Consider the following 20,177-nt stretch of genomic DNA (forward strand, 5'->3'; position numbering starts at 1 on the left):
CAATGCGAATATTTGTCTACGGTAGTTTACGAACTAAGCAGGGCAACAGTCACTGGATGACGAACGCCCAGTTGATGGGTAATTACAATATTGAGAACTACCAGCTGTACAGCCTGGGCCACTATCCAGGCGCGGTTCCTGGTGAAGGAACGGTACAGGGTGAGGTTTATCGTATTGATAATGCCACGCTTGCCGAACTGGATGCCTTGCGCACCAGGGGCGGTGAGTACGCTCGCCAGTTGATCCAGACGCCATACGGGAGTGCATGGATGTATGTGTACCAGCGTTCGGTCGAAGGGTTAACGCGGATTGAAAGCGGTAACTGGTTAGACAGAGACCAGTACTGATAAACAACAACGCCACCGTAAGGTGGCGTTGTTTTTTGTGCGGTTGCTCGCAGTCTGGTATGCAATTTCTCCCTTCATGACTTTTTCCTTCGAGCCTTTTTCCTGATTTGTTCATCGTGCCCATATCCCGCTCGCATTTGCATGTGTCGAGGTGTACAACAACATCACACTGCATGAGTTATACTATGTATAACTCTGGAGGTGTCGATGCGTATAACCATTAAGAAATGGGGAAACAGTGCCGGTATGGTCATTCCTGGTGTGGTAATGAAAGAGCTCGGCCTGAAACCGGGTCAGAGTATGGAGGCTCATGTGACGAATAATCAGTTAGTGCTCACACCTGTGAGTAAACAGTATTCTCTTGAAGCGTTGCTGGCTCAGTGCGATATGTCTGCACCTGAAATCAGCGAGCAGGAGGTCTGGGGTTCATCTAAACCGGCGGGCGATGAAGTATGGTAAAGCGGCCTTGTTTTGAACGAGGCGACATTGTTCTGGTTGGTTTCGATCCTGCCAGCGGGCATGAACAAAAGGGCGCTGGCAGACCAGCCCTGGTGCTTTCCGTTAGCGTCTTTAACCAACTGGGAATGACGCTTGTTGCACCTGTGACACAGGGTGGGAATTTTGCCCGTTACGCCGGTTTTAGCGTGCCACTGTTGTGCGAAGAAGGGGATATTCAGGGTGTTATTCTGGTGAACCAGGTCCGTATGATGGATTTAGGCGCACGCCAGGCAACGCGAATTGGCGTGGCGTCGGATGAAACCGTTGAGGATGCGCTGCTCCGGCTACAGGCGGTCGTGAGTTAACCTCCGAGAGACAGGCACAAAAAAGCCCCGACATTGCGGGGCTTAGCATCAGCGATAAGAATTACTTCTTAGCTGCACGCTCGAAGGACGCGATGATTTCAGCTTTTGCCGCTTCTGCGTTGTCCCAGCCGTCAACTTTAACCCACTTGCCTTTTTCGAGGTCTTTGTAGTGCTCGAAGAAGTGAGTGATCTGCGCTTTCAGCAGTTCTGGCAGGTCGTTCACATCTTTAATGTGATCGTACTCTTTGCTCAGTTTGGTGTGCGGTACTGCAACCAGTTTCGCATCTTCACCAGATTCGTCGGTCATTTTCAGCACGCCAACTGGACGGCAGCGGATGACTGAGCCTGGCTCCAGTGGGTATGGCGTTGGGACCAGCACGTCAACCGGGTCACCGTCCAGAGACAGGGTGTGGTTGATGTAACCGTAGTTGCATGGGTAGAACATTGCGGTAGACATGAAACGGTCAACGAACAGTGCGCCGCTCTCTTTGTCCACTTCGTATTTGATAGGATCTGCGTTAGCCGGGATTTCGATAACAACGTAGATGTCTTCTGGCAGTTCTTTACCCGCAGGGACGTTGAGTAAGCTCATGTCTGTATCCTTTAAAATGTATGGTAAACAAGTGGCGAGTATTATAGCCAACTGGCGCTGAATGTCTTCGCTTGTTTTCGCCATCTCCCGCTGTTGTTTGCCATTTTCAGACCTCTTCCATGACAGAAAAATCCATAAACTCAGCCGCATTTTTCATGACGAAATGAAAGCGATTACAAACTTGTGATTAACGTTTTATTCACTTTTCTGAAGTGTGATGTAACGCAATTCGTTACATATTTCATGGGCTATAGTCATTCCGCAGAACATCTTTTAACCAACAATAACTCACCCTACGAGGACGTTCATATGTGGAAGCGCTTACTCCTGGTCACAGCAGTTTCGGCAGCCATGTCGTCTATGGCGATGGCTGCACCCTTAACCGTAGGATTTTCGCAAGTCGGCTCTGAATCTGGCTGGCGTGCGGCAGAAACCAACGTTGCGAAAAGCGAAGCCCAAAAACGCGGTATCACGTTGAAAATCGCCGATGGTCAGCAAAAGCAAGAGAACCAGATCAAAGCCGTTCGTTCTTTTATTGCGCAGGGCGTTGACGCCATCTTCATTGCCCCTGTGGTTGCAACGGGTTGGGAGCCGGTTCTGAAAGAAGCGAAAGACGCGAATATTCCGGTCTTCCTGCTCGACCGTTCCATTGATGTAAAAGACAAATCTCTCTATATGACTACCGTTACCGCCAACAACATTCTTGAAGGTCAGCTGATCGGTGACTGGCTGGTTAAACAGGTAGATGGCAAGCCGTGTAACGTGGTTGAACTGCAGGGCACAGTGGGTGCGAGCGTGGCAATCGACCGTAAGAAAGGTTTTGCTGAAGCCATTGCCAAAGCGCCAAACATCAAGATTATCCGTTCTCAGTCCGGCGACTTTACCCGCAGCAAGGGGAAAGAAGTTATGGAAAGCTTTATCAAGGCTGAAAACAACGGCAAGAACATCTGCATGGTTTACGCCCATAACGATGACATGGTGATCGGTGCCATCCAGGCCATTAAAGAAGCGGGCCTGAAACCGGGCAAAGATATCCTCACCGGCTCTATCGACGGCGTACCTGATATCTACAAAGCGATGATGGACGGCGAGGCCAACGCCAGTGTTGAGCTGACGCCAAACATGGCTGGCCCGGCGTTTGACGCGCTGGAGAAATTCAAGAAAGACGGCACCATGCCTGAGAAGCTGACCATCACCAAATCCACTCTCTACCTGCCTGACACCGCGAAGGAAGAGTTAGAGAAGAAGAAAAATATGGGCTACTGATCCAGTGAAATTGCCGGGTGGCGCTGCGCTTGCCCGGCCTACGATACGCTCTTTTGTAGGCCGGGTAAGCGTAGCGTCATCCGGCTTGATGCAGGGGGAATCATGACCACTGAACAACACCAGGAAATCCTCCGCACAGAAGGATTAAGCAAATTCTTCCCTGGCGTAAAAGCGCTGGATAACGTCGACTTCAGCCTGCGTCGCGGCGAGATAATGGCGTTACTGGGGGAAAACGGCGCAGGAAAATCGACGCTGATCAAAGCCCTGACCGGTGTATATCATGCCGATCGCGGCACCATCTGGCTGGAAGGCAATGCCATTTCGCCAAAAAACACCGCCCATGCCCAACAACTGGGGATCGGGACGGTCTATCAGGAAGTGAACCTGCTGCCGAATATGTCGGTGGCCGACAACCTGTTTATTGGTCGTGAGCCAAAACGCTTTGGTCTGTTGCGCCGCAAGGAGATGGAAGCGCGGGCGACAAAGCTGATGGAGTCTTACGGCTTCTCCCTCGATGTGCGTGAACCGCTGAACCGCTTTTCCGTGGCGATGCAGCAAATTGTGGCTATCTGTCGGGCAATCGATCTCTCGGCGAAAGTGTTGATCCTCGATGAGCCCACCGCCAGTCTCGACACCCAGGAAGTTGAAATGCTCTTTACTCTGATGCGCCAGTTGCGCGATCAGGGGGTGAGCCTTATCTTCGTGACCCACTTCCTCGATCAGGTGTATGAGGTGAGCGATCGCATTACGGTGCTGCGCAACGGCAGTTTTGTTGGCTGCCGCGAAACCCGCGAGCTCCCGCAGATTGAGCTGGTCAAAATGATGCTCGGGCGCGAGCTGGACACGCACGCGCTACAGCGTGCCGGGCGCACGTTGCTGAGTGATAAGCCGGTCGCCGCTTTCAGTGATTTCGGCAAAAAAGGCACGATTTCGCCTTTCAATCTTGAGGTTCGCCCCGGTGAAATTGTCGGGCTGGCGGGGTTGTTAGGATCCGGGCGTACAGAAACCGCCGAAGTGATCTTCGGGATCAAACCGGCCGACAGCGGTACTGCGCTTATCAAAGGTAAACCACAGACGTTGCGATCGCCGCATCAGGCATCCTGCCTGGGCGTGGGGTTCTGCCCGGAAGACCGGAAAACGGACGGAATTATTGCCGCGGCATCGGTGCGGGAAAACATCATTCTGGCGTTGCAGGCGCAGCGTGGGTGGTTACGCCCGATCCCGCGTAAGGAACAGAATGCCATTGCCGAACGTTTTATCCGCCAGTTGGGTATCCGTACCCCGAGCGCGGAACAGCCCATTGAATTTCTTTCCGGGGGGAACCAGCAGAAGGTGCTGCTTTCGCGCTGGCTACTGACCAAACCCCAGTTCCTGATCCTCGATGAGCCGACACGCGGTATTGACGTGGGGGCGCACGCCGAAATTATCCGGCTTATCGAAACCCTCTGTGCAGACGGACTAGCGCTGTTGGTTATTTCATCTGAACTGGAGGAACTGGTGGGGTATGCCGATCGCGTCATCATCATGCGCGATCGCAAGCAGGTGGCAGAAATCCCGCTGGATAAACTGTCTGTTCCGGCGATCATGAATGCCATTGCGGCATAAGGAGTTAACCGTGATGCCTCGTTCTCTTTCGCAAACCGGGGAGTCGAAGCGCCGCTTCAACTGGCCAACTGGCACGCCGCAAATCATCGCGTTGTTGCTGGTGCTGGTGGTTGATAGCCTGGTCGCTCCGCACTTCTTCCAGATTATCGTTCAGGATGGCCGCCTGTTTGGCAGCCCGATTGATATTTTGAACCGCGCCGCACCGGTGGCGCTGCTGGCGATTGGTATGACGCTGGTCATTGCCACGGGTGGGATAGATCTTTCCGTCGGCGCGGTGATGGCGATTGCCGGTGCCACGGCCGCCTCCATGACTGTCGCCGGGCACAGCCTGCCCGTGGTGCTGCTTGCCGCCTTAGGCACAGGCGTCCTCGCCGGGCTGTGGAACGGCATTCTGGTGGCGATACTCAAAATCCAGCCATTTGTTGCCACCCTGATTTTAATGGTCGCCGGGCGTGGCGTGGCGCAGCTTATCACCTCCGGGCAGATAGTGACCTTCGATTCGCCGAGCCTGGCGTGGATCGGCAGCGGCAAGCTGCTGTTCTTCCCGACGCCGGTCATCATTGCGCTGGTGACATTAATCGTGTTCTGGCTTTTCACCCGTAAAACAGCGCTCGGTATGTTTATTGAAGCAGTGGGGATTAACATTCGCGCGGCGAGAAATGCCGGGGTGAACACCCGGCTGATGGTGATGCTGACCTATGTGCTGAGCGGCGTGTGTGCCGCCATTGCGGGGGTGATTGTCACAGCGGATATCCGTGGAGCAGATGCCAACAACGCCGGACTGTGGCTGGAGCTGGATGCCATTCTGGCCGTGGTGATTGGCGGCGGCTCGCTGATGGGCGGGCGCTTTAACCTGCTGCTGTCGGTGATTGGTGCGCTTATTATTCAGGGGATGAATACCGGCATTTTGCTGTCGGGCTTCCAGCCGGAGCTGAATCAGGTGGTTAAAGCGGTGGTGGTGCTCTGTGTGCTCGTCGTTCAGTCACCGCGCTTTATCAGTCTCATTAAGGGGATCCGCGGTCATGATAAAACGTAATTTGCCATTAATGATCACGCTAGGGGTATTCGTGCTGGGCTACCTCTACTGCCTGACGCAGTTCCCTGGCTTCGCCTCTACGCGCGTGATTTGCAACATTCTGACGGATAACGCCTTTTTAGGCATTATCGCCGTGGGGATGACCTTTGTGATCCTTTCCGGCGGGATCGACCTCTCTGTGGGCTCAGTGATCGCCTTTACCGGGGTCTTCCTGGCGAAAGCAATCGGCTTCTGGGGCATTTCACCGCTGCTGGCCTTCCCGCTGGTGCTGGTGATGGGTTGTGCGTTTGGCGCCTTTATGGGGCTGCTTATCGACGCGCTGAAAATCCCGGCGTTTATCATTACCCTCGCGGGGATGTTTTTCCTGCGCGGCGTGAGTTATCTGGTTTCGGAAGAGTCAATTCCGATTCACCACCCGGTGTATGACACGCTCTCAAGCCTGGCGTGGAAAATCCCCGGCGGGGGGCGTCTGAGCGCGATGGGCTTGCTGATGCTCGGCGTGGTGGTGATAGGTATCTTCCTGGCCCACCGTACCCGGTTTGGGAATCAGGTGTACGCTATTGGCGGCAGCGCGACCTCGGCAAACCTGATGGGGATCTCGACCCGCAGCACCACAGTTCGCATTTATATGCTCTCTACCGGGCTTGCCACACTTGCGGGCATTGTGTTCTCGATTTATACCCAGGCGGGCTACGCGCTGGCGGGTGTCGGGGTGGAACTGGATGCGATCGCGTCGGTGGTGATTGGCGGCACACTGCTTAGCGGGGGCGTCGGAACGGTGCTCGGCACGCTGTTTGGTGTGGCCATTCAGGGGCTCATTCAGACGTATATTAACTTCGACGGCACACTCAGCTCCTGGTGGACGAAAATCGCCATCGGTATTCTGTTGTTCATCTTTATTGCGCTCCAGCGCGGTCTGACGGTGCTGTGGGAAAACCGCCAGAGCTCGCCTGTTACCCGAGTGAGTCCATCAGCAACAAAGTGATAACACACTGAATTTGCTTAAAGTCTATACACAAAATTATTCACGTTGCATCAAGGTGGCAAGCCTGAGAATCCCCAGGAGCTTACTCAAGTAAGTGACTGGGGTGAGCAGACGCAGCCAACGCAGAGACAACTTGAAGGATGATGTGTATAAACATTTTCCGGTAGAGGCCGATACTCTTCTTTTATGCCCAGAAATATCTCGCTACCGGAAATAACATCATGCTTAAAACGCTATCGATTCGTACCGGCTTGCTTTCGTTACTGGCCGTTATGACCCTTCTGCTGCTGATTGTCAGCGGTATTGGCATTTATGCCCTCACACAGAGTTCGACATCTCTCCAGCGCATCAACCACCTTCAGGGTGAGCAGATGGTGCAGCTTAATTCTGGCTATACGCTGATTTTACGTGCGCGCAACGAAGCCGGTCAGGCCGTCCGCATGATGGAGATCGGGATGCTGGACGATGCGGCGAAATCGGTGAAAACCATTAACCAGGAAGTCGCCCAGGCGCAAAAAACGCTGAAAGGCGTGATTGACGGTGGCGTGGCGGATAAACAGGGGCAGCAGCTTCTGGATAAGGTCGCAGCCAGCCTTGACGCCTATAACCAGCAGGGGATCACCCCGATGCTGAAAGCCCTGAACGAACAAAGCGCCGACAGCTATTATGATTTGCTGGAGAACAAGCTCATCCCGGTGGCGAAGCAGTTTGATAACGACATGCAGGCGTTCCAGGTATGGAGCGAATCGCGCGGCAGGGCGGAAGTCGGCACTGTGCAGTCGAGCAAAAACCGGGTGCTGGTCCTGATTATCGTCGCGGCGCTGCTGACGGCGGGCATTATTGTGCTGGCGTGGCTGGCGCTGCGCCATATGTTGCTCAAGCCGCTCTCAGCCTCTATTGCCCAGCTTGAAAACGTGGCATCGGGCGATTTAACGCACAACCTGAATACATCCGCGAGCCAGGAGTTTAACCGCCTGAACGCCGCCATTGAAGAGATGCGCCAGTCGCTGATGGGCTCGGTTCTGCGCGTGCGTGACGCCAGCTCGCAAATTGACACCGGCAGCCGCGAGTTAACGGCGGGGAACATGAACCTTGCCCAGCGCACCGAATCTACTGCAACGTCGCTTGAGCAGACGGCCGCCAGTATGGAAGAGATCACCGCCACGGTGAAACAAAACGCCGATAACGCCGAACAGGCGCATCAGATGGCGAAGTCGGTGTCTGATACCGCCGATCATGGCAGCGAAATGGTTTGCTATGTGATTGAGAAAATGCGCGATATCTCAGGCAGTTCAGCCCGAATTGCGGATATTCTGAGTGTGATCGATGGCATTGCGTTCCAGACCAATATCCTGGCGCTGAACGCTTCCGTTGAAGCGGCACGCGCTGGCGAACAGGGACGTGGCTTTGCGGTAGTGGCTGGTGAAGTACGCAACCTCGCCAGCCGCAGCGCCGACGCAGCGAAAGAGATCCGCACGCTTATCAGCGATTCGCAGACGCATGTGCACGAGGGAAGCGAACTGGCGCAGCAGGCAGGCGAAACCATGGATGAGATCGCAACAGAAGTGCTGCGCATGACCAAACTGATGCGCGAGATTGCCAATGCCTCCCTGGAGCAGAGCCATGGCATTGAGCAGGTTAATATCGCGGTGAATCAGATGGACGAAACCGCGCAGCAAAATGCGGCGCTGGTACAGCAATCATCCGCGGCGACACGCTCGCTGGAAGAGCAGTCGCGCGAACTGATGGAAGCGATGTCATCATTCAAACTGACGACTCAGCCTGCGGCATAATAATATCCTGCCCTGGTGCATTCTGTGCCAGGGTTTTATTTGATACATTTATCGCGGCAATATTATCGTGAATATCACCCATTAATATTTCCAGTGAGCTGGTTAAGGCTAATGCTTTTTCGGTGGGTTCCAGATATAAACCTTTACGGAAAAATAATGGCTCATTAAACAGTTGATTAAAACGCTTCAATGCCAGGCTCACCGCCGGGCGAGACATATCAAGGCGTATGGATGCTTTCGCCATGCTGCCACAACGAACAATTTCAATAAAAACAGGAATAAGATTTAAATCAATGCCGGTATTGGCACGAGAAAAGTTTTTCATCTTAATTATGCTCCAGGGAATATTTGTCAAACTGTTATGGAAATAATGCAGGAGCAGCGCTGAATATTAAAGCGTCATTTTTATATTCATTTATACGGTAAAATATATAAATGAGGAGGGGAGCCTGACTGGCTCCCCTGGAGAGAGGTGTTACGCGTCCGGGAATTCGCGGATGAAGCGTTCTACGTCTTCCACCATGTGGTTGTTGCCGACGAAGAACGAACGGCGCTGGTGCAGGCTTTCTGGCACGATATCCAGAATACGCTCTTTACCATCGCTCGCTTTGCCGCCGGCCTGTTCGGCCAGGAACGCCATTGGGTTGCATTCGTACAGCAGACGCAGTTTCCCGTCCGGGTGGCTGGCGGTGCTTGGGTAAAGATAAATGCCGCCTTTCAGCAGGTTGCGGTGGAAGTCCGCCACCAGTGAGCCGATATAACGAGAGGTATATGGGCGCTGGGTGTTCTGATCCTCTTCCTGGCAGAATTTGATGTACTTCTTCACGCCAGTCGGGAATCGGATGTAGTTGCCTTCGTTAATGGAGTAGGTGTTGCCTTTCTCCGGGAAGCGCATACGCTCCTGGCTCAGGCAGAACACCCCCAGCGACGGATCGTAGGTGAAGGCGTGAACACCGCAGCCGGTGGTGTACACCAGCATGGTGGATGAACCGTAGACAACGTACCCCGCCGCAACCTGGTTGCTGCCCGGTTGCAGGAAGTCTTCTTCAGTCACCGGCGTGCCAACAGGCGTGACGCGGCGATAAATGGAGAAAATAGTGCCGACAGAAACGTTAACGTCGATGTTGGATGAGCCGTCCAGCGGATCCATCAGTACAACGTATTTTGCGTGCTCGCACCCTTCAAAAACGACAATTTCATCTTCTTCTTCAGAGGCGATACCCGCAACGATGTCGCGCGCGCGCAGTGCAGCTTTCAGTTTTTCATTCGCGAACAGGTCGAGTTTCTGCTGAACCTCGCCCTGCACGTTTTCGGCACCGCTGGCACCCAGGATATCGACCAGACCGGCCTTGTTGATATCACGGTGGATGATCTTAGCGCCAAGCTTTATCGCCGACAGCAAAGCAGTGAGTTCACCCGTAGCATGAGAAAACTCGTGCTGCTTTTCGACAATAAATTCACCTAACGTTTTCATAACACTTTCCCTGCATCTTATGTGAGTAGAGCGATTGTATGTTCACTAAAACGACTAAAGCCCAACAATCTTAACAAACATTCAAATATTAGCGCAGAGGTGAATCGCGCCAGCAGGATACGGATTTTCCTGAAATGCATTTCACAGCCGCTGACATGTGAGTAAAATGTGCTCCACATTGAAGAAGGATAGTGACGTATGCGCATTCATATATTGGGGATTTGTGGCACTTTCATGGGCGGGCTGGCAATGCTGGCGCGCTCGCTGGGCCATGAAGTAACAGGTTCGGACGCCAATGTGTATCCGCCGATGAGCACGCTTCTGGAGAATCAGGGCATCGACCTCATTCAGGGTTACGATGCCAGCCAGCTAGACCCGCAGCCGGATCTGGTCATCATTGGCAATGCCATGACCCGTGGCAATCCGTGTGTTGAAGCGGTGCTGGAACGCAATATTCCATACATGTCTGGCCCGCAGTGGCTGCACGATTTCGTTCTGCGCGATCGCTGGGTTGTGGCCGTTGCCGGTACGCACGGTAAAACCACGACTGCCGGGATGGCGACCTGGATCCTCGAAGCCTGTGGTTACAAGCCAGGTTTTGTGATCGGCGGCGTGCCGGGCAACTTCGACGTCTCTGCGCGTCTGGGTGAAAGCCCGTTCTTTGTGATTGAGGCCGATGAGTACGACTGTGCGTTCTTCGATAAACGTTCCAAGTTCGTACACTACTGCCCGCGCACGCTGATCCTCAATAACCTTGAGTTCGATCACGCGGACATCTTTGACGATCTGAAAGCTATCCAGAAACAGTTCCACCATCTGGTGCGTATCGTCCCGGGCCAGGGTCGTATCATCCTGCCGGAAAACGACGTCAACCTGAAACAGACGATGGCAATGGGCTGCTGGAGCGAGCAAGAGCTGGTGGGCGAGCAAGGCCACTGGCAGGCGAAAAAACTCAATGCCGATGCCTCTGAGTGGGAAGTGTTGCTCGATGGCGAAAAAGTGGGTGAGGTGAAGTGGGGCCTGGTGGGCGAGCACAACATGCACAACGGTCTGATGGCGATTGCTGCGGCACGTCATGTGGGCGTTCTGCCTGTGGACGCGGCCAATGCGCTGGGTTCATTCGTGAATGCCCGTCGTCGCCTGGAGCTGCGCGGTGAAGCCCACGGCGTCACGGTATATGACGACTTCGCACACCACCCAACCGCCATTCTGGCGACGCTTGCTGCCCTGCGCGGTAAAGTCGGCGGAACGGCACGTATCCTGGCTGTGCTGGAACCCCGTTCAAACACCATGAAGATGGGCGTCTGTAAAGACGATCTGGCGCCGTCTTTAGGACGTGCGGATGAAGTGTTCCTGCTGCAACCTCAGCATATTCCATGGCAGGTGGCGGAAGTTGCGGATGCCTGCATTCAGCCAGCCCACTGGCATGCCGATGTGGATACTCTGGCAGAGATGGTAGTGAAAGTGGCCCAGCCCGGTGATCATATCCTGGTGATGAGTAACGGCGGTTTTGGTGGGATCCATCAGAAGTTACTGGATCGCCTGGCAAGTAAAACGTTCGCGTAACGTTTATCGCTTGTATTATTAGCGACACTTGAATATATTTTTCGTGGAAGTTTAGATTAAGTTAAATCATCTTAATTGCGATATTTCCTGGGGGAGAAATTCCCCGGGAGGTATTGCTATTCATTTCTCCAATCAATGATGATCAAAAATCAATAAATAATATTGTTTTATTCTGAAAAGAGTAATTTCACACTCAATTCGCCTTGAGAGTATACACATGGTTTATGGATAATAGCCTCTCATCCATTAATATTTTTCTCAGAGGTTAGTTTTTATGGAAGAAAGCAACCCGTGGCCAACGTTTGTTGATGCCTTCTCTACGGTATTGTGTATCTTTATATTTCTGATGCTGGTCTTCGTGCTTAATAGTATGTTGATTATGTATGAAAGCTCGAAAAAAAGCTATGAAGCTCCTGCGCTGATTGAGCAAATTGCTAAATCATCATCTTCTACCGTTGCGAAGAGTGGCGGTGCGACACCTGACCAGCAAAATCTTAAGGATACGAGTGACGCAGCGCCAAGCCCTGCAACCGCCAGCAACAGTCAGTCTGAGTCCGCTCAGGCCCAACAACAACCGGCAGCATTGCTCTCTGAATCTGAAATGATGGCCTCTGCCTCATCCGCTGAAGCCAGCCAGGCAAACGTGGAGGGCAGTGCATCGGATGGTGAAAAGACGATGCAGGCCAACGCCGATGAGAACAAAAAGGGTGAGGTGATCAGACTGGCTGATAACCAGACTGCCGCATCGATCAAAGGTCAGAACAGTGGGCGGTTTGATTCGCAGGACACCCCCCCGGTCTGGGGGATCAAAGGTAACCAGTTTGTTATTCACTTTAAAGGTCTGGAACAGGGATATCCGGCTGAAGCTATTGAAGAAGTGAATAAGTGGTTGGGGGTAAATAAACCTTTGGTTATTACTGTTTATGCGCATCCAACAGAATCGATTGCTGTATCAGATGCTATGCGTTTGGCGTATGAGCGTGGGGTTATTCTTTTGAAAATCCTCAAAGGCAAATACCCACATGATGAAATATCTATTTCAGTTGTAAATGAATCAACAATGTTAAGTAACAGCGCTGTTATAACCCGGAGTGAATAATTTTTTATGAATTTTTTTAAAAGATACCATGCATTTATTCTGGCGCTGGTTTTTATGTTTTTACCTGCCGCAATATTATGCATACCTGCAATTTACGACTATGTGATTGATACATGGCACGTTGCTGCCTTTTACAGCTCAATTATTATAGTGCTCTATTTAACAGGTTGCGGAACTGTTATTTTCTCGTTCATTGAAATTGCGAAATGTGTCAGCGTCCTGCGAAAGAAAAATGCCGAAAAGCACTCTTATCTGCTTGGCGACGCGAATAAGATCGTTTTCTCTCCTGCCCATGGTCTGGATGACGACACCATTGCCTCGCTTTACGAGAGCATGGATAACAGCGTTAACCGCAAGCAGAACCAAAGCCTGGCGGGGGTGATGACCTGTGCAAACCTGTCAACCATGATTGGTCTGCTGGGAACGTTTGCTGGACTGTCGATGACAATCGCTTCGGTTATCACGCTGCTTGAGAAATCTCAAATAACCGGCGGTAACGAGGCGGATATGCTGAGCATTATCGTCAACGTGGTTTCCTCGCTTTCTGAACCGCTGAAAGGGATGAACACCGCGTTTGTCTCCTCTATTTACGGGGTGGTTAGCGCCATTCTGCTTAACGTTGTGTGTTCATTCTTGCGCGGTGAATTCGTCCGTTTATCGATCGATCTCCGTAATGCTCGCCTGGACTTTGTGCGTGAGTGCCGCGGGCGTAAAAAGCCTGTGGTTGAAAAGACAAAAACGCTGCGGATCATCACCGATCTTGATGATGTCATTAAGGAATTCAAAGAGGGCATGTTTGCGTGGCAGGAACGTTTGTCTGGTGCCTTTAGCGAAAGTAATCGCAGTCTGAAGTCGCTGCTCGATACCAGTACTGAAGCGTCACGTAACAACGGGATGTTTTATGAACGTATTGTGAATGCCGTTCAGGAACAGACTGAGAGCATGGAAAAAATTGATCGTGGTATTTCGCTTAGTTATGCCACGCTGGGCTCTATTGAGCAGGGTATTCAGGAGAGTACTCAGTTCCTCAAAGGTCAGCATGAACAACTGGAAGCGATCGGCCTGAATCAAAATGCGATTTATTCAGGTCAGCAACAGCTTCAGAGTCAACTGGCGGAACAGACAGAAGCCGTTAGTACGGTGATTAGCCAGCAGGAAACGTTGCAGGAAGCCGTACACAGCGCCAGTGAAAGCATCAGCCATGTTGAGGCGACAGTCGGAGAGATGTCCGCCGTGGCCGATCGCCATTTTACCGCTCAGTCAGTGCAGATGCAGGATATGAGTGACACCGTTAAGGGGATGGAACAGGCCAACGCGCATCGTCATGTTGAAACGCTGGCCACGCTTGAAAGCCAATCTCAGACATTTGAACCACTGCTTGGGCAAATTGCAGGGATGCACAGAAGTTTGCAAAAGGAAATCAATGTCATTAAAGGGCAGGAAAATAAATGAATATGCGATTAATTGCACTGCTGTTTTCAGCAGGGCTTTTACCTGTTTCGCTGAGCGTAAAGGCAGACACGACAGGCACCTTGCCGCTTCGTACTTTAATTATTCATGCGTTGAATACGCAGCCTTCCGTAGCGATTGCAACCTGGGAAACAGAGATGCGTCACCAGGAAACCAACATGAGCAAGGCGTCACTCTATCCAACGCTGGATGCTTCCTCTGAAGCGATGCGTAAAAAGACGGACGAGCATGACAATGAACAGAACATTGAGAACAAGCTCGCCCTGAGCTATCGCGTTGCCGATTTTGGTGTCAGAAGTAGCAATATAGAGAAGGCAGAGCACAAGGAAGCCGCCAGCCAGTTCGATTTTCAACAAGAGTTGTTGAGCGTTGCACAGAAAACGTCAGATGCCTACCTGGCAGTTGAAAAGACCCGCCAGATTCTGACCGTCATCGACGGTGAGAAATTATTCTATAAAAAAATGCTCAGTGATTTCTCAGAGTTAATCAGCGCTGGCGCTGCGATGCAGTCTGATATTCGCAAGGTACAGGTCTCTATTGATTCACTGAGCACTCAGGAGCTGAACTACCGTGCTCAGCTGGATACGCAGCTCATGATGCTGCGTAACATGACCGGTGATTACGTCACCGCAGATAATCTTGGGAAACTGCCTGAGTTTTTCAATAAGTACATTTTCAATGTACACAAAGACGACATCATGAAGGAAATCATGAAAGATAACCCTACTTATCTTTCATTAAACAAGGCCGTGTCTGCCGCATCTGCAGATTACTCCGCTGCAAAATCCGCCAATTATCCTGTCGTTGATTTTAACGCCGGTTATACCGATAACTCGCCGTCGAAAGATGCCCAGCAAGATGATTACCAGGATGAATTTAAGGTTGGAATTAAAGTCGGGATCAATATTTTTAACGGCTTTAAAAATCAATCTGAAGCGGCAAAGTTTAGCGCCAAATACACGCAGGCAAAACTGGGGCTGGATGATTTCTTAATTCGTTCGCGTAATAGCGTTGATGCCTCTGTTTCAAAATACCAGACGGGTGCTGATTCATTAGTGATCTCAACGCGCTCGTATGATAACGCCGGTAAATTGATAGAGTTGTATAAAGAGGAGTTTAAGCTCGGGCAAAAATCATTACTCGATTTTATCTCCAGTAGAAATGAGCACTACCAGGCGCATCTGACAATGATTGAATCACAATTTGCAATCTATCAGGCGAAGCTGGATCAGATGACACAGTTAGCAAAATTGCTACCTGAACTTTATCTGACACCTGGAGAAATACAGCCCCGGAGTGGCTCATTAATGCAATGAACAGAAAACAAAGTGACCATCTTATGATGGTCATCATCGTTATGACGTTGTTGATTTTAACACTCTTTGCTTTTATCAAAATCAACTCGGTGGTTCATGGTAACGGTGTGATCATCACCAAGGATAATACTCAGGTTGTTTCTCTTTCGAAGGGAGGAACGATCGATGCTATTCATGTTGCGGAAGGGGATTTTGTGACGAAGGGACAAATTCTCGCCGAAACAACGAACTTTGATATTCAGAAAGAATATGAGCATGTGAAAGCGCAAAGCGAATACCTGACCATCTATATCAAAGAGCTTAACAGCGTATTAGCCCGGAAAGGTGATTTTAGAGACTTTGATACGACGGTGCTGACGAATCAGGATCTCATCGGCAACATTCAGCTGCTGAATAGCCAGGAGCGGACAAAAGAGAGCAAGGTCAATAGTTTAAACTCTGATATTGAGCAGCTCGGCGTGGCGCGGGTCAGTAAGAACAGCGAACTTTCTCTGGTGCAGGAAGAGGTCAATCTTCTTTCGCCGCTGGTAAAAAAAGGGATCAGTTCTTACACCACGTTTCTGGGTAAGAAACAGGCTGCCGTCCGTCTGAAGAGTGAGATTATTGAGCTTGAGCGTCAGATGATTGCCAAAAAAGAAGAGATTAAGGTTACCCGTGGGGAAATGGATGATGGTTATTATGCTATTCGTAATACATTATCGAAAAACCTTGTCGATGCGCAACGCGAAGCCTCACTGAATAAATCGGCTATGACGGTACTGACAAAGCAGATGAATGATTCCAGCGTGCACTCACCGGTTGATGGGGTGATTTATAAAATTAACAAAAATGCGTTTACTAAAGGTGGGGTTATTCAGGCCGCCGATGCGCTTTTTGAAATAAAGCCCATGTCAACCAGGATGATTGCTGAGGTTAAAATTCAGCCAAAAGATCGTGACCAGATATTTGTCGGCGGTGAGGCGAATGTGAAAATATTGTCTTTTATCCTTTCCAGTACCAAGCCCTATAAAGGCGAGGTTGAACAAATTAGTCCGGATTCTTATGAGGAATCAATAAACGGGAATATCGTTAGATACTATAAAGCCATTGTCGTATTCGATATCGCTGATAAAGACCGTGAATCTATTAAGCCGGGCATGGCCGTTGACGCTTATGTAATTACTGGCAACCATAGTATCTTAAAATATCTCGCCTCGCCATTGCTGCGTGGCGCGCAACAAGTTTTCAGTGAGCCGGTCCTTACTGATACAAAGGTAACTCATTAATCAGGGTAATAATATGAGCAATACTATCTTCGTAAATAATGATTCTGTTGTTGATTTACAACAGTACGGTAAAATGGAAAATGCCAAAGTTGTCATTAGCGGGACCGACTTTAAATTTATTTTCCCAGGCAATAAAGAAATTAACGTTGTTAACGGCGCACTCTTTTCGAGCCTTGATAAAAATAGTGTAATCTTTAAGTTTCAGGGGAAAACCATTTCTGGCCAGGATCTGCTGAAATCGGTTGACCTGAGCAATCTCGAACTGGAAAGACTCGACTCGGCATTGTCTGACCAGCGTCAGGAACATGTCCTTAAAGATAATATTGGTAAGCTGAGTGATGTTGACGCCAAAAGCCTTGAAGACGCGAAAAAAGAGGCCGCAGAGCTCAAGCAGGAAGCGGAGAAAATGCGTGCGGAAGCGGAAGAAGCACGAAAAGCATCAGAGGATGTTGAGCGACAGCTTGAAGAGTTTCTCAATGACAAAGCCCAAAATAACACGCAGAACGGGGCTACACCTCAGTCCGACATTGAAGGGCAGGAAGGGGGAAATCTCTATAAAAAGAAATATGTTGATGAGTCCGTAGCGGAAGCCAGCCGCTTACAATTCTCAGATTATTCATCCAGTTCATCGAGTTCGTCCAGTTCGAAGTCCTCCGATTCGACGCCTGTTGATCAAAAGCCCATCGATATTTCGTTGAAACTGGATGAGGCGAGTGACTCCGGCACCAAAAATGACAATATCACGAATATCACCACTCCACTCTTTGTGGGCTCCACTGAGCCGGGTTTAACGGTCTCTTTGCGTATTGACGGTATTGTCGTTGCCGTTACGGTGGCCGATGCCATGGGGAATTTCTCTTTCACCTCCTCATTTTTGCCGGATGGCGAACACTCTGTTCAGGTTGATGTCTCCGATGGCAAAGGCGGCTCCGGTAGCGCCAAAATTCTGGTGACCATTGATACCACTATTGAGGCTCCAACCTTCGAGCTTGACGATCAATATGCCATTCCTGAGGCGGACAGGATTGAGGGCGAGAATCTAACCCGATTTAATAATGCGAAAATCGTCGGGGAAGCTGAAGCTGATTCGCAGGTGAGTATCTACGCGAATGGTCATTTACTGGCTACGGTCACGGTAGATTCGAAGGGACAATGGTCTTATCAGTTCAGCGGCTCAGAGCTCAGCGAAGGTATCAACAACATTGACATCGTCGCAACCGATAAAGCGGGTAATAGCGCGACGACCAGCGGCATGATTACGCTGGATACCATCCCGCCGGAAACGCCGGTCATTCTTCTTGATGAAGCCAGCGATACCGGTATGTCGCAGGATGACCACCTGACCTATGATAAAACACCTTCATTACAGGGTAATGCTGAACCTGATTCAAAGCTTGAGCTCTATCTGAACGGGTATAAAGTCGCGGATATTCAGGTTGATTCGGCTGGTCACTGGGAATATACCCTTCCGGACAATAAAATTACGTCTGATGGTGTTTATACCTTCGAAGTTGTGGCGTCCGACCGTGCAGGTAATACCTCCTCCGCCAGCATGGATATCACCGTTGACACAAATATCGATGCTTTTTCGATGTCAATGAACAGCAGCTCGGATAGCGGTATCGCAGGGGATAATTACACCAACAATACCTCCCCGTCATTTAGCGGGAAAACGGATCCCTCAAGCCATATTGTGGTGACTAACCTGATGACCGGGGAAGTCGTTGAAATTGATGCTTCACAAAGTGGATATTTCAGCTTTACGTTGGCTATGGCCTCCATTGAAGGGATTAACGAACTGTCGATATCCGTCACAGATTATGCGGGTAACGAGCAGACCTTTAGCTATGAATATACCATCGATACCGTTGCGCCGGTTGCGCCTGATCTTTCACTGGATCAGTACGTTATCTCTCTTTCCGGCGATGTTCTGACCAACGATGCCACACCGTTATTCACCGGAACGGCCGAGGCGGGTAGTACCGTTATCCTGTATATCGACGGTAAACAATATGGCACGACGACCGCTGACAGAGAGGGTCACTGGTCCTTTAACATCCCGGCGAATCTGGCTGAGGGTAGCCATACGGCGGTGGCATATGCCGAGGATCTGGCTGGAAACATCTCTCCTCCCTCCGCAGACTACACCTTCAGTGTAGACACCGGTACCCTCGCTCCTACCGCTGCGTTGCTTGCAGAAGATGATACGGGTAGCAGTCAGACTGACTGGATCACTCGTCAGAACGACAATCTTTCTTTGATCGGGACCGCGGAAAAGTACGCCACTATTACGCTGAAAGTGGATGGGAAAATCATTGGTACCACCCAGGCCGATGAAAATGGGAACTGGCAGTTTGAATACGACCCAAATCCTGCCCTGTCTGACGGTGACTTTACGATCTCTGTTGAAGCGCGCGATGAGGTAGGGAATACGGCGAGCAGCACCTACGAACTGGTCATCGATACAATGACCATCACCCCGTCAGTTCGTCTGGATGCCGCTTCAGATACCGGTTCTGACGACAATGATAACATCACGAAAGAGACCCACCCGCTGCTGACCGGCACGGCAGAAGCGAATGCCACCATCGAGATCTATATTGATGGAAAACTGGCGGGCCAGGCGGTTACTGACAAAAATGGCGTCTGGAATTACCGACTGACAGACGACCAGACGTTAACTGACGGCAATCATACCGTGATGGTTAAATCGACGGATATTGCAGGAAACAGTGCAAATTCAACACCAATGACGATTACCGTCGACAGTGTGATTGAGACGCCAACGATACACCTGGATAGCGATAGCGGCACGAGTAATTCGGATCTGATCACAAATAATACCTTCCCTGTATTTTCCGGTACTGCTGAAGCTTACTCCAGCGTGGTGGTCTATCAGGATGGTAAGGCGATTGGCAAAGCCACTGCCGATGCGAGTGGGCACTGGAGCTACAGCTATACGTCATCCCAATCGCTCGAAGATGGGAGTTACATATTTTACGTCACCGCCACGGATGTGGCCGGTAACTCCGCCTCTTCAGAAAAAATCCAGGTTCAGATCGATACCTGGGTCTCTGTGCCTACGGTAGATCTGGCAGATGCTTCTGATAGCGGCAGCAGCGTCACCGATAACGTCACCAATGACACCACCCCGACCTTCACGTTGGGCAATATCGACGCGGATGTTGTTGAGGCGAAAGTGTCGATTAACGGTACGCTCTATGATGCTAAACAGGTGGGGGGAATATGGCAGTTTACCGCGCCGACCCTGGCCGATGGGAACTACACTATTATCGTTACCGTGACGGACAAAGCGGGAAATAGCGAGTCTTCCGGAACGCTGGCCTTTACCGTGGATACGGTGACTGCCGCGCCAGTGATTACCCTTACCGACGACACCGGCGTGCAGGGCGACAACCAGACTAACGACACCACGCCGGGCTTTGCCATTACCACCGATACCGATGCAGTGAGCGTGATGGTCAGCATCGACGGCGGGGCGGCGGTGGCCGCAACCAAAGACGCGGACGGACAGTGGCATATCACCAGCGGCACGCTGA

17 protein-coding genes are annotated in these 20,177 nt (G+C 50.9%); 14 read left to right on the forward strand and 3 right to left on the reverse strand.

Annotation, left to right across the window (positions count from 1 at the left end):
* Window positions 1–2: 2 nt before the first annotated feature.
* The 3 genes from ACS603_RS14715 (at window position 3) to ACS603_RS14725 (ending at window position 1,150) form a co-directional block, all read left to right on the forward strand.
* A complete protein-coding gene (locus tag ACS603_RS14715; protein ID WP_119935791.1) occupies window positions 3–347 on the forward strand; it encodes a gamma-glutamylcyclotransferase family protein in 345 nt (114 codons plus the stop codon).
* A 207-nt stretch (window positions 348–554) separates the two neighbouring features.
* Complete coding sequence (locus tag ACS603_RS14720) at window positions 555–806, forward strand: AbrB/MazE/SpoVT family DNA-binding domain-containing protein (protein WP_182063419.1); 252 nt, start codon at window positions 555–557, stop codon at window positions 804–806.
* On the forward strand, window positions 800–1,150 hold the full coding sequence (locus ACS603_RS14725; protein WP_315687683.1) for a type II toxin-antitoxin system ChpB family toxin: 351 nt from the start codon (window positions 800–802) through the stop codon (window positions 1,148–1,150). Before ACS603_RS14720 ends, ACS603_RS14725 begins: the two co-directional genes overlap by 7 nt.
* Before the next feature lie 61 nt (window positions 1,151–1,211).
* Here ACS603_RS14725 and ppa read toward each other — a convergent pair whose 3' ends face one another.
* On the reverse strand, window positions 1,212–1,742 hold the full coding sequence (gene ppa / locus ACS603_RS14730) for an inorganic diphosphatase (RefSeq protein ID WP_010427397.1): 531 nt from the start codon (window positions 1,740–1,742) through the stop codon (window positions 1,212–1,214).
* Between the two features lie 309 nt (window positions 1,743–2,051).
* Here ppa and ytfQ point away from each other — a divergent pair, with 309 nt between their 5' ends.
* From ytfQ to ACS603_RS14755, 5 genes are all read left to right on the forward strand, one after another.
* Window positions 2,052–3,008 (forward strand): galactofuranose ABC transporter substrate-binding protein YtfQ, encoded by a 957-nt coding sequence (gene ytfQ / locus ACS603_RS14735; protein ID WP_182063421.1) that lies wholly within the window; start codon window positions 2,052–2,054, stop codon window positions 3,006–3,008.
* Between the two features lie 102 nt (window positions 3,009–3,110).
* A complete protein-coding gene (gene ytfR, locus ACS603_RS14740) occupies window positions 3,111–4,613 on the forward strand; it encodes a galactofuranose ABC transporter, ATP-binding protein YtfR (protein WP_259834176.1) in 1,503 nt (500 codons plus the stop codon).
* Window positions 4,614–4,623: 10 nt separating this feature from the next.
* Window positions 4,624–5,649, forward strand: coding sequence for a galactofuranose ABC transporter, ATP-binding protein YtfT (ytfT, locus tag ACS603_RS14745; protein ID WP_182063423.1), 1,026 nt, complete (start codon window positions 4,624–4,626; stop codon window positions 5,647–5,649).
* Window positions 5,636–6,634 carry a galactofuranose ABC transporter, permease protein YjfF gene (yjfF, locus tag ACS603_RS14750; protein ID WP_474944495.1) on the forward strand — a complete coding sequence of 333 codons (999 nt, stop codon included), beginning with the start codon at window positions 5,636–5,638 and terminating at the stop codon, window positions 6,632–6,634. The genes ytfT and yjfF overlap by 14 nt, the downstream gene beginning before the upstream one ends.
* A gap of 221 nt (window positions 6,635–6,855) precedes the next feature.
* A complete protein-coding gene (locus ACS603_RS14755) occupies window positions 6,856–8,427 on the forward strand; it encodes a methyl-accepting chemotaxis protein (protein WP_182063425.1) in 1,572 nt (523 codons plus the stop codon).
* Here the strand turns inward: ACS603_RS14755 and ACS603_RS14760 are convergent.
* Window positions 8,399–8,752 carry a helix-turn-helix domain-containing protein gene (locus ACS603_RS14760; RefSeq protein ID WP_315687686.1) on the reverse strand — a complete coding sequence of 118 codons (354 nt, stop codon included), beginning with the start codon at window positions 8,750–8,752 and terminating at the stop codon, window positions 8,399–8,401. The two genes, ACS603_RS14755 and ACS603_RS14760, sit on opposite strands and share 29 nt — an antisense overlap.
* 150 nt (window positions 8,753–8,902) lie before the next feature.
* Window positions 8,903–9,901, reverse strand: a complete 999-nt coding sequence (gene fbp / locus ACS603_RS14765; RefSeq protein ID WP_182063427.1) for a class 1 fructose-bisphosphatase — start codon at window positions 9,899–9,901, stop codon at window positions 8,903–8,905.
* A 198-nt stretch (window positions 9,902–10,099) separates the two neighbouring features.
* Between fbp and mpl the strand changes: the two genes are divergently transcribed.
* The 6 genes from mpl to ACS603_RS14795 form a co-directional block, all read left to right on the forward strand.
* Window positions 10,100–11,467 (forward strand): UDP-N-acetylmuramate:L-alanyl-gamma-D-glutamyl-meso-diaminopimelate ligase, encoded by a 1,368-nt coding sequence (mpl, locus tag ACS603_RS14770; protein ID WP_315687688.1) that lies wholly within the window; start codon window positions 10,100–10,102, stop codon window positions 11,465–11,467.
* Between the two features lie 274 nt (window positions 11,468–11,741).
* The gene (locus ACS603_RS14775; RefSeq protein WP_182063605.1) at window positions 11,742–12,566 is read left to right on the forward strand and encodes a hypothetical protein; all 825 of its coding nucleotides are present in this window, start codon (window positions 11,742–11,744) and stop codon (window positions 12,564–12,566) included.
* A gap of 150 nt (window positions 12,567–12,716) precedes the next feature.
* Complete coding sequence (locus ACS603_RS14780) at window positions 12,717–14,018, forward strand: MotA/TolQ/ExbB proton channel family protein (protein ID WP_182059368.1); 1,302 nt, start codon at window positions 12,717–12,719, stop codon at window positions 14,016–14,018.
* Window positions 14,015–15,352, forward strand: a complete 1,338-nt coding sequence (locus tag ACS603_RS14785; RefSeq protein ID WP_474944496.1) for a TolC family protein — start codon at window positions 14,015–14,017, stop codon at window positions 15,350–15,352. The genes ACS603_RS14780 and ACS603_RS14785 overlap by 4 nt, the downstream gene beginning before the upstream one ends.
* The gene (locus ACS603_RS14790) at window positions 15,349–16,617 is read left to right on the forward strand and encodes an HlyD family type I secretion periplasmic adaptor subunit (protein ID WP_182059370.1); all 1,269 of its coding nucleotides are present in this window, start codon (window positions 15,349–15,351) and stop codon (window positions 16,615–16,617) included. The genes ACS603_RS14785 and ACS603_RS14790 overlap by 4 nt, the downstream gene beginning before the upstream one ends.
* Before the next feature lie 13 nt (window positions 16,618–16,630).
* On the forward strand, window positions 16,631–20,177 hold a 3,547-nt coding region (locus ACS603_RS14795), incomplete at its 3' end, for an Ig-like domain-containing protein (RefSeq protein ID WP_474944497.1).

The organism is Enterobacter sp. Li2LvB3, from assembly GCF_056156645.1.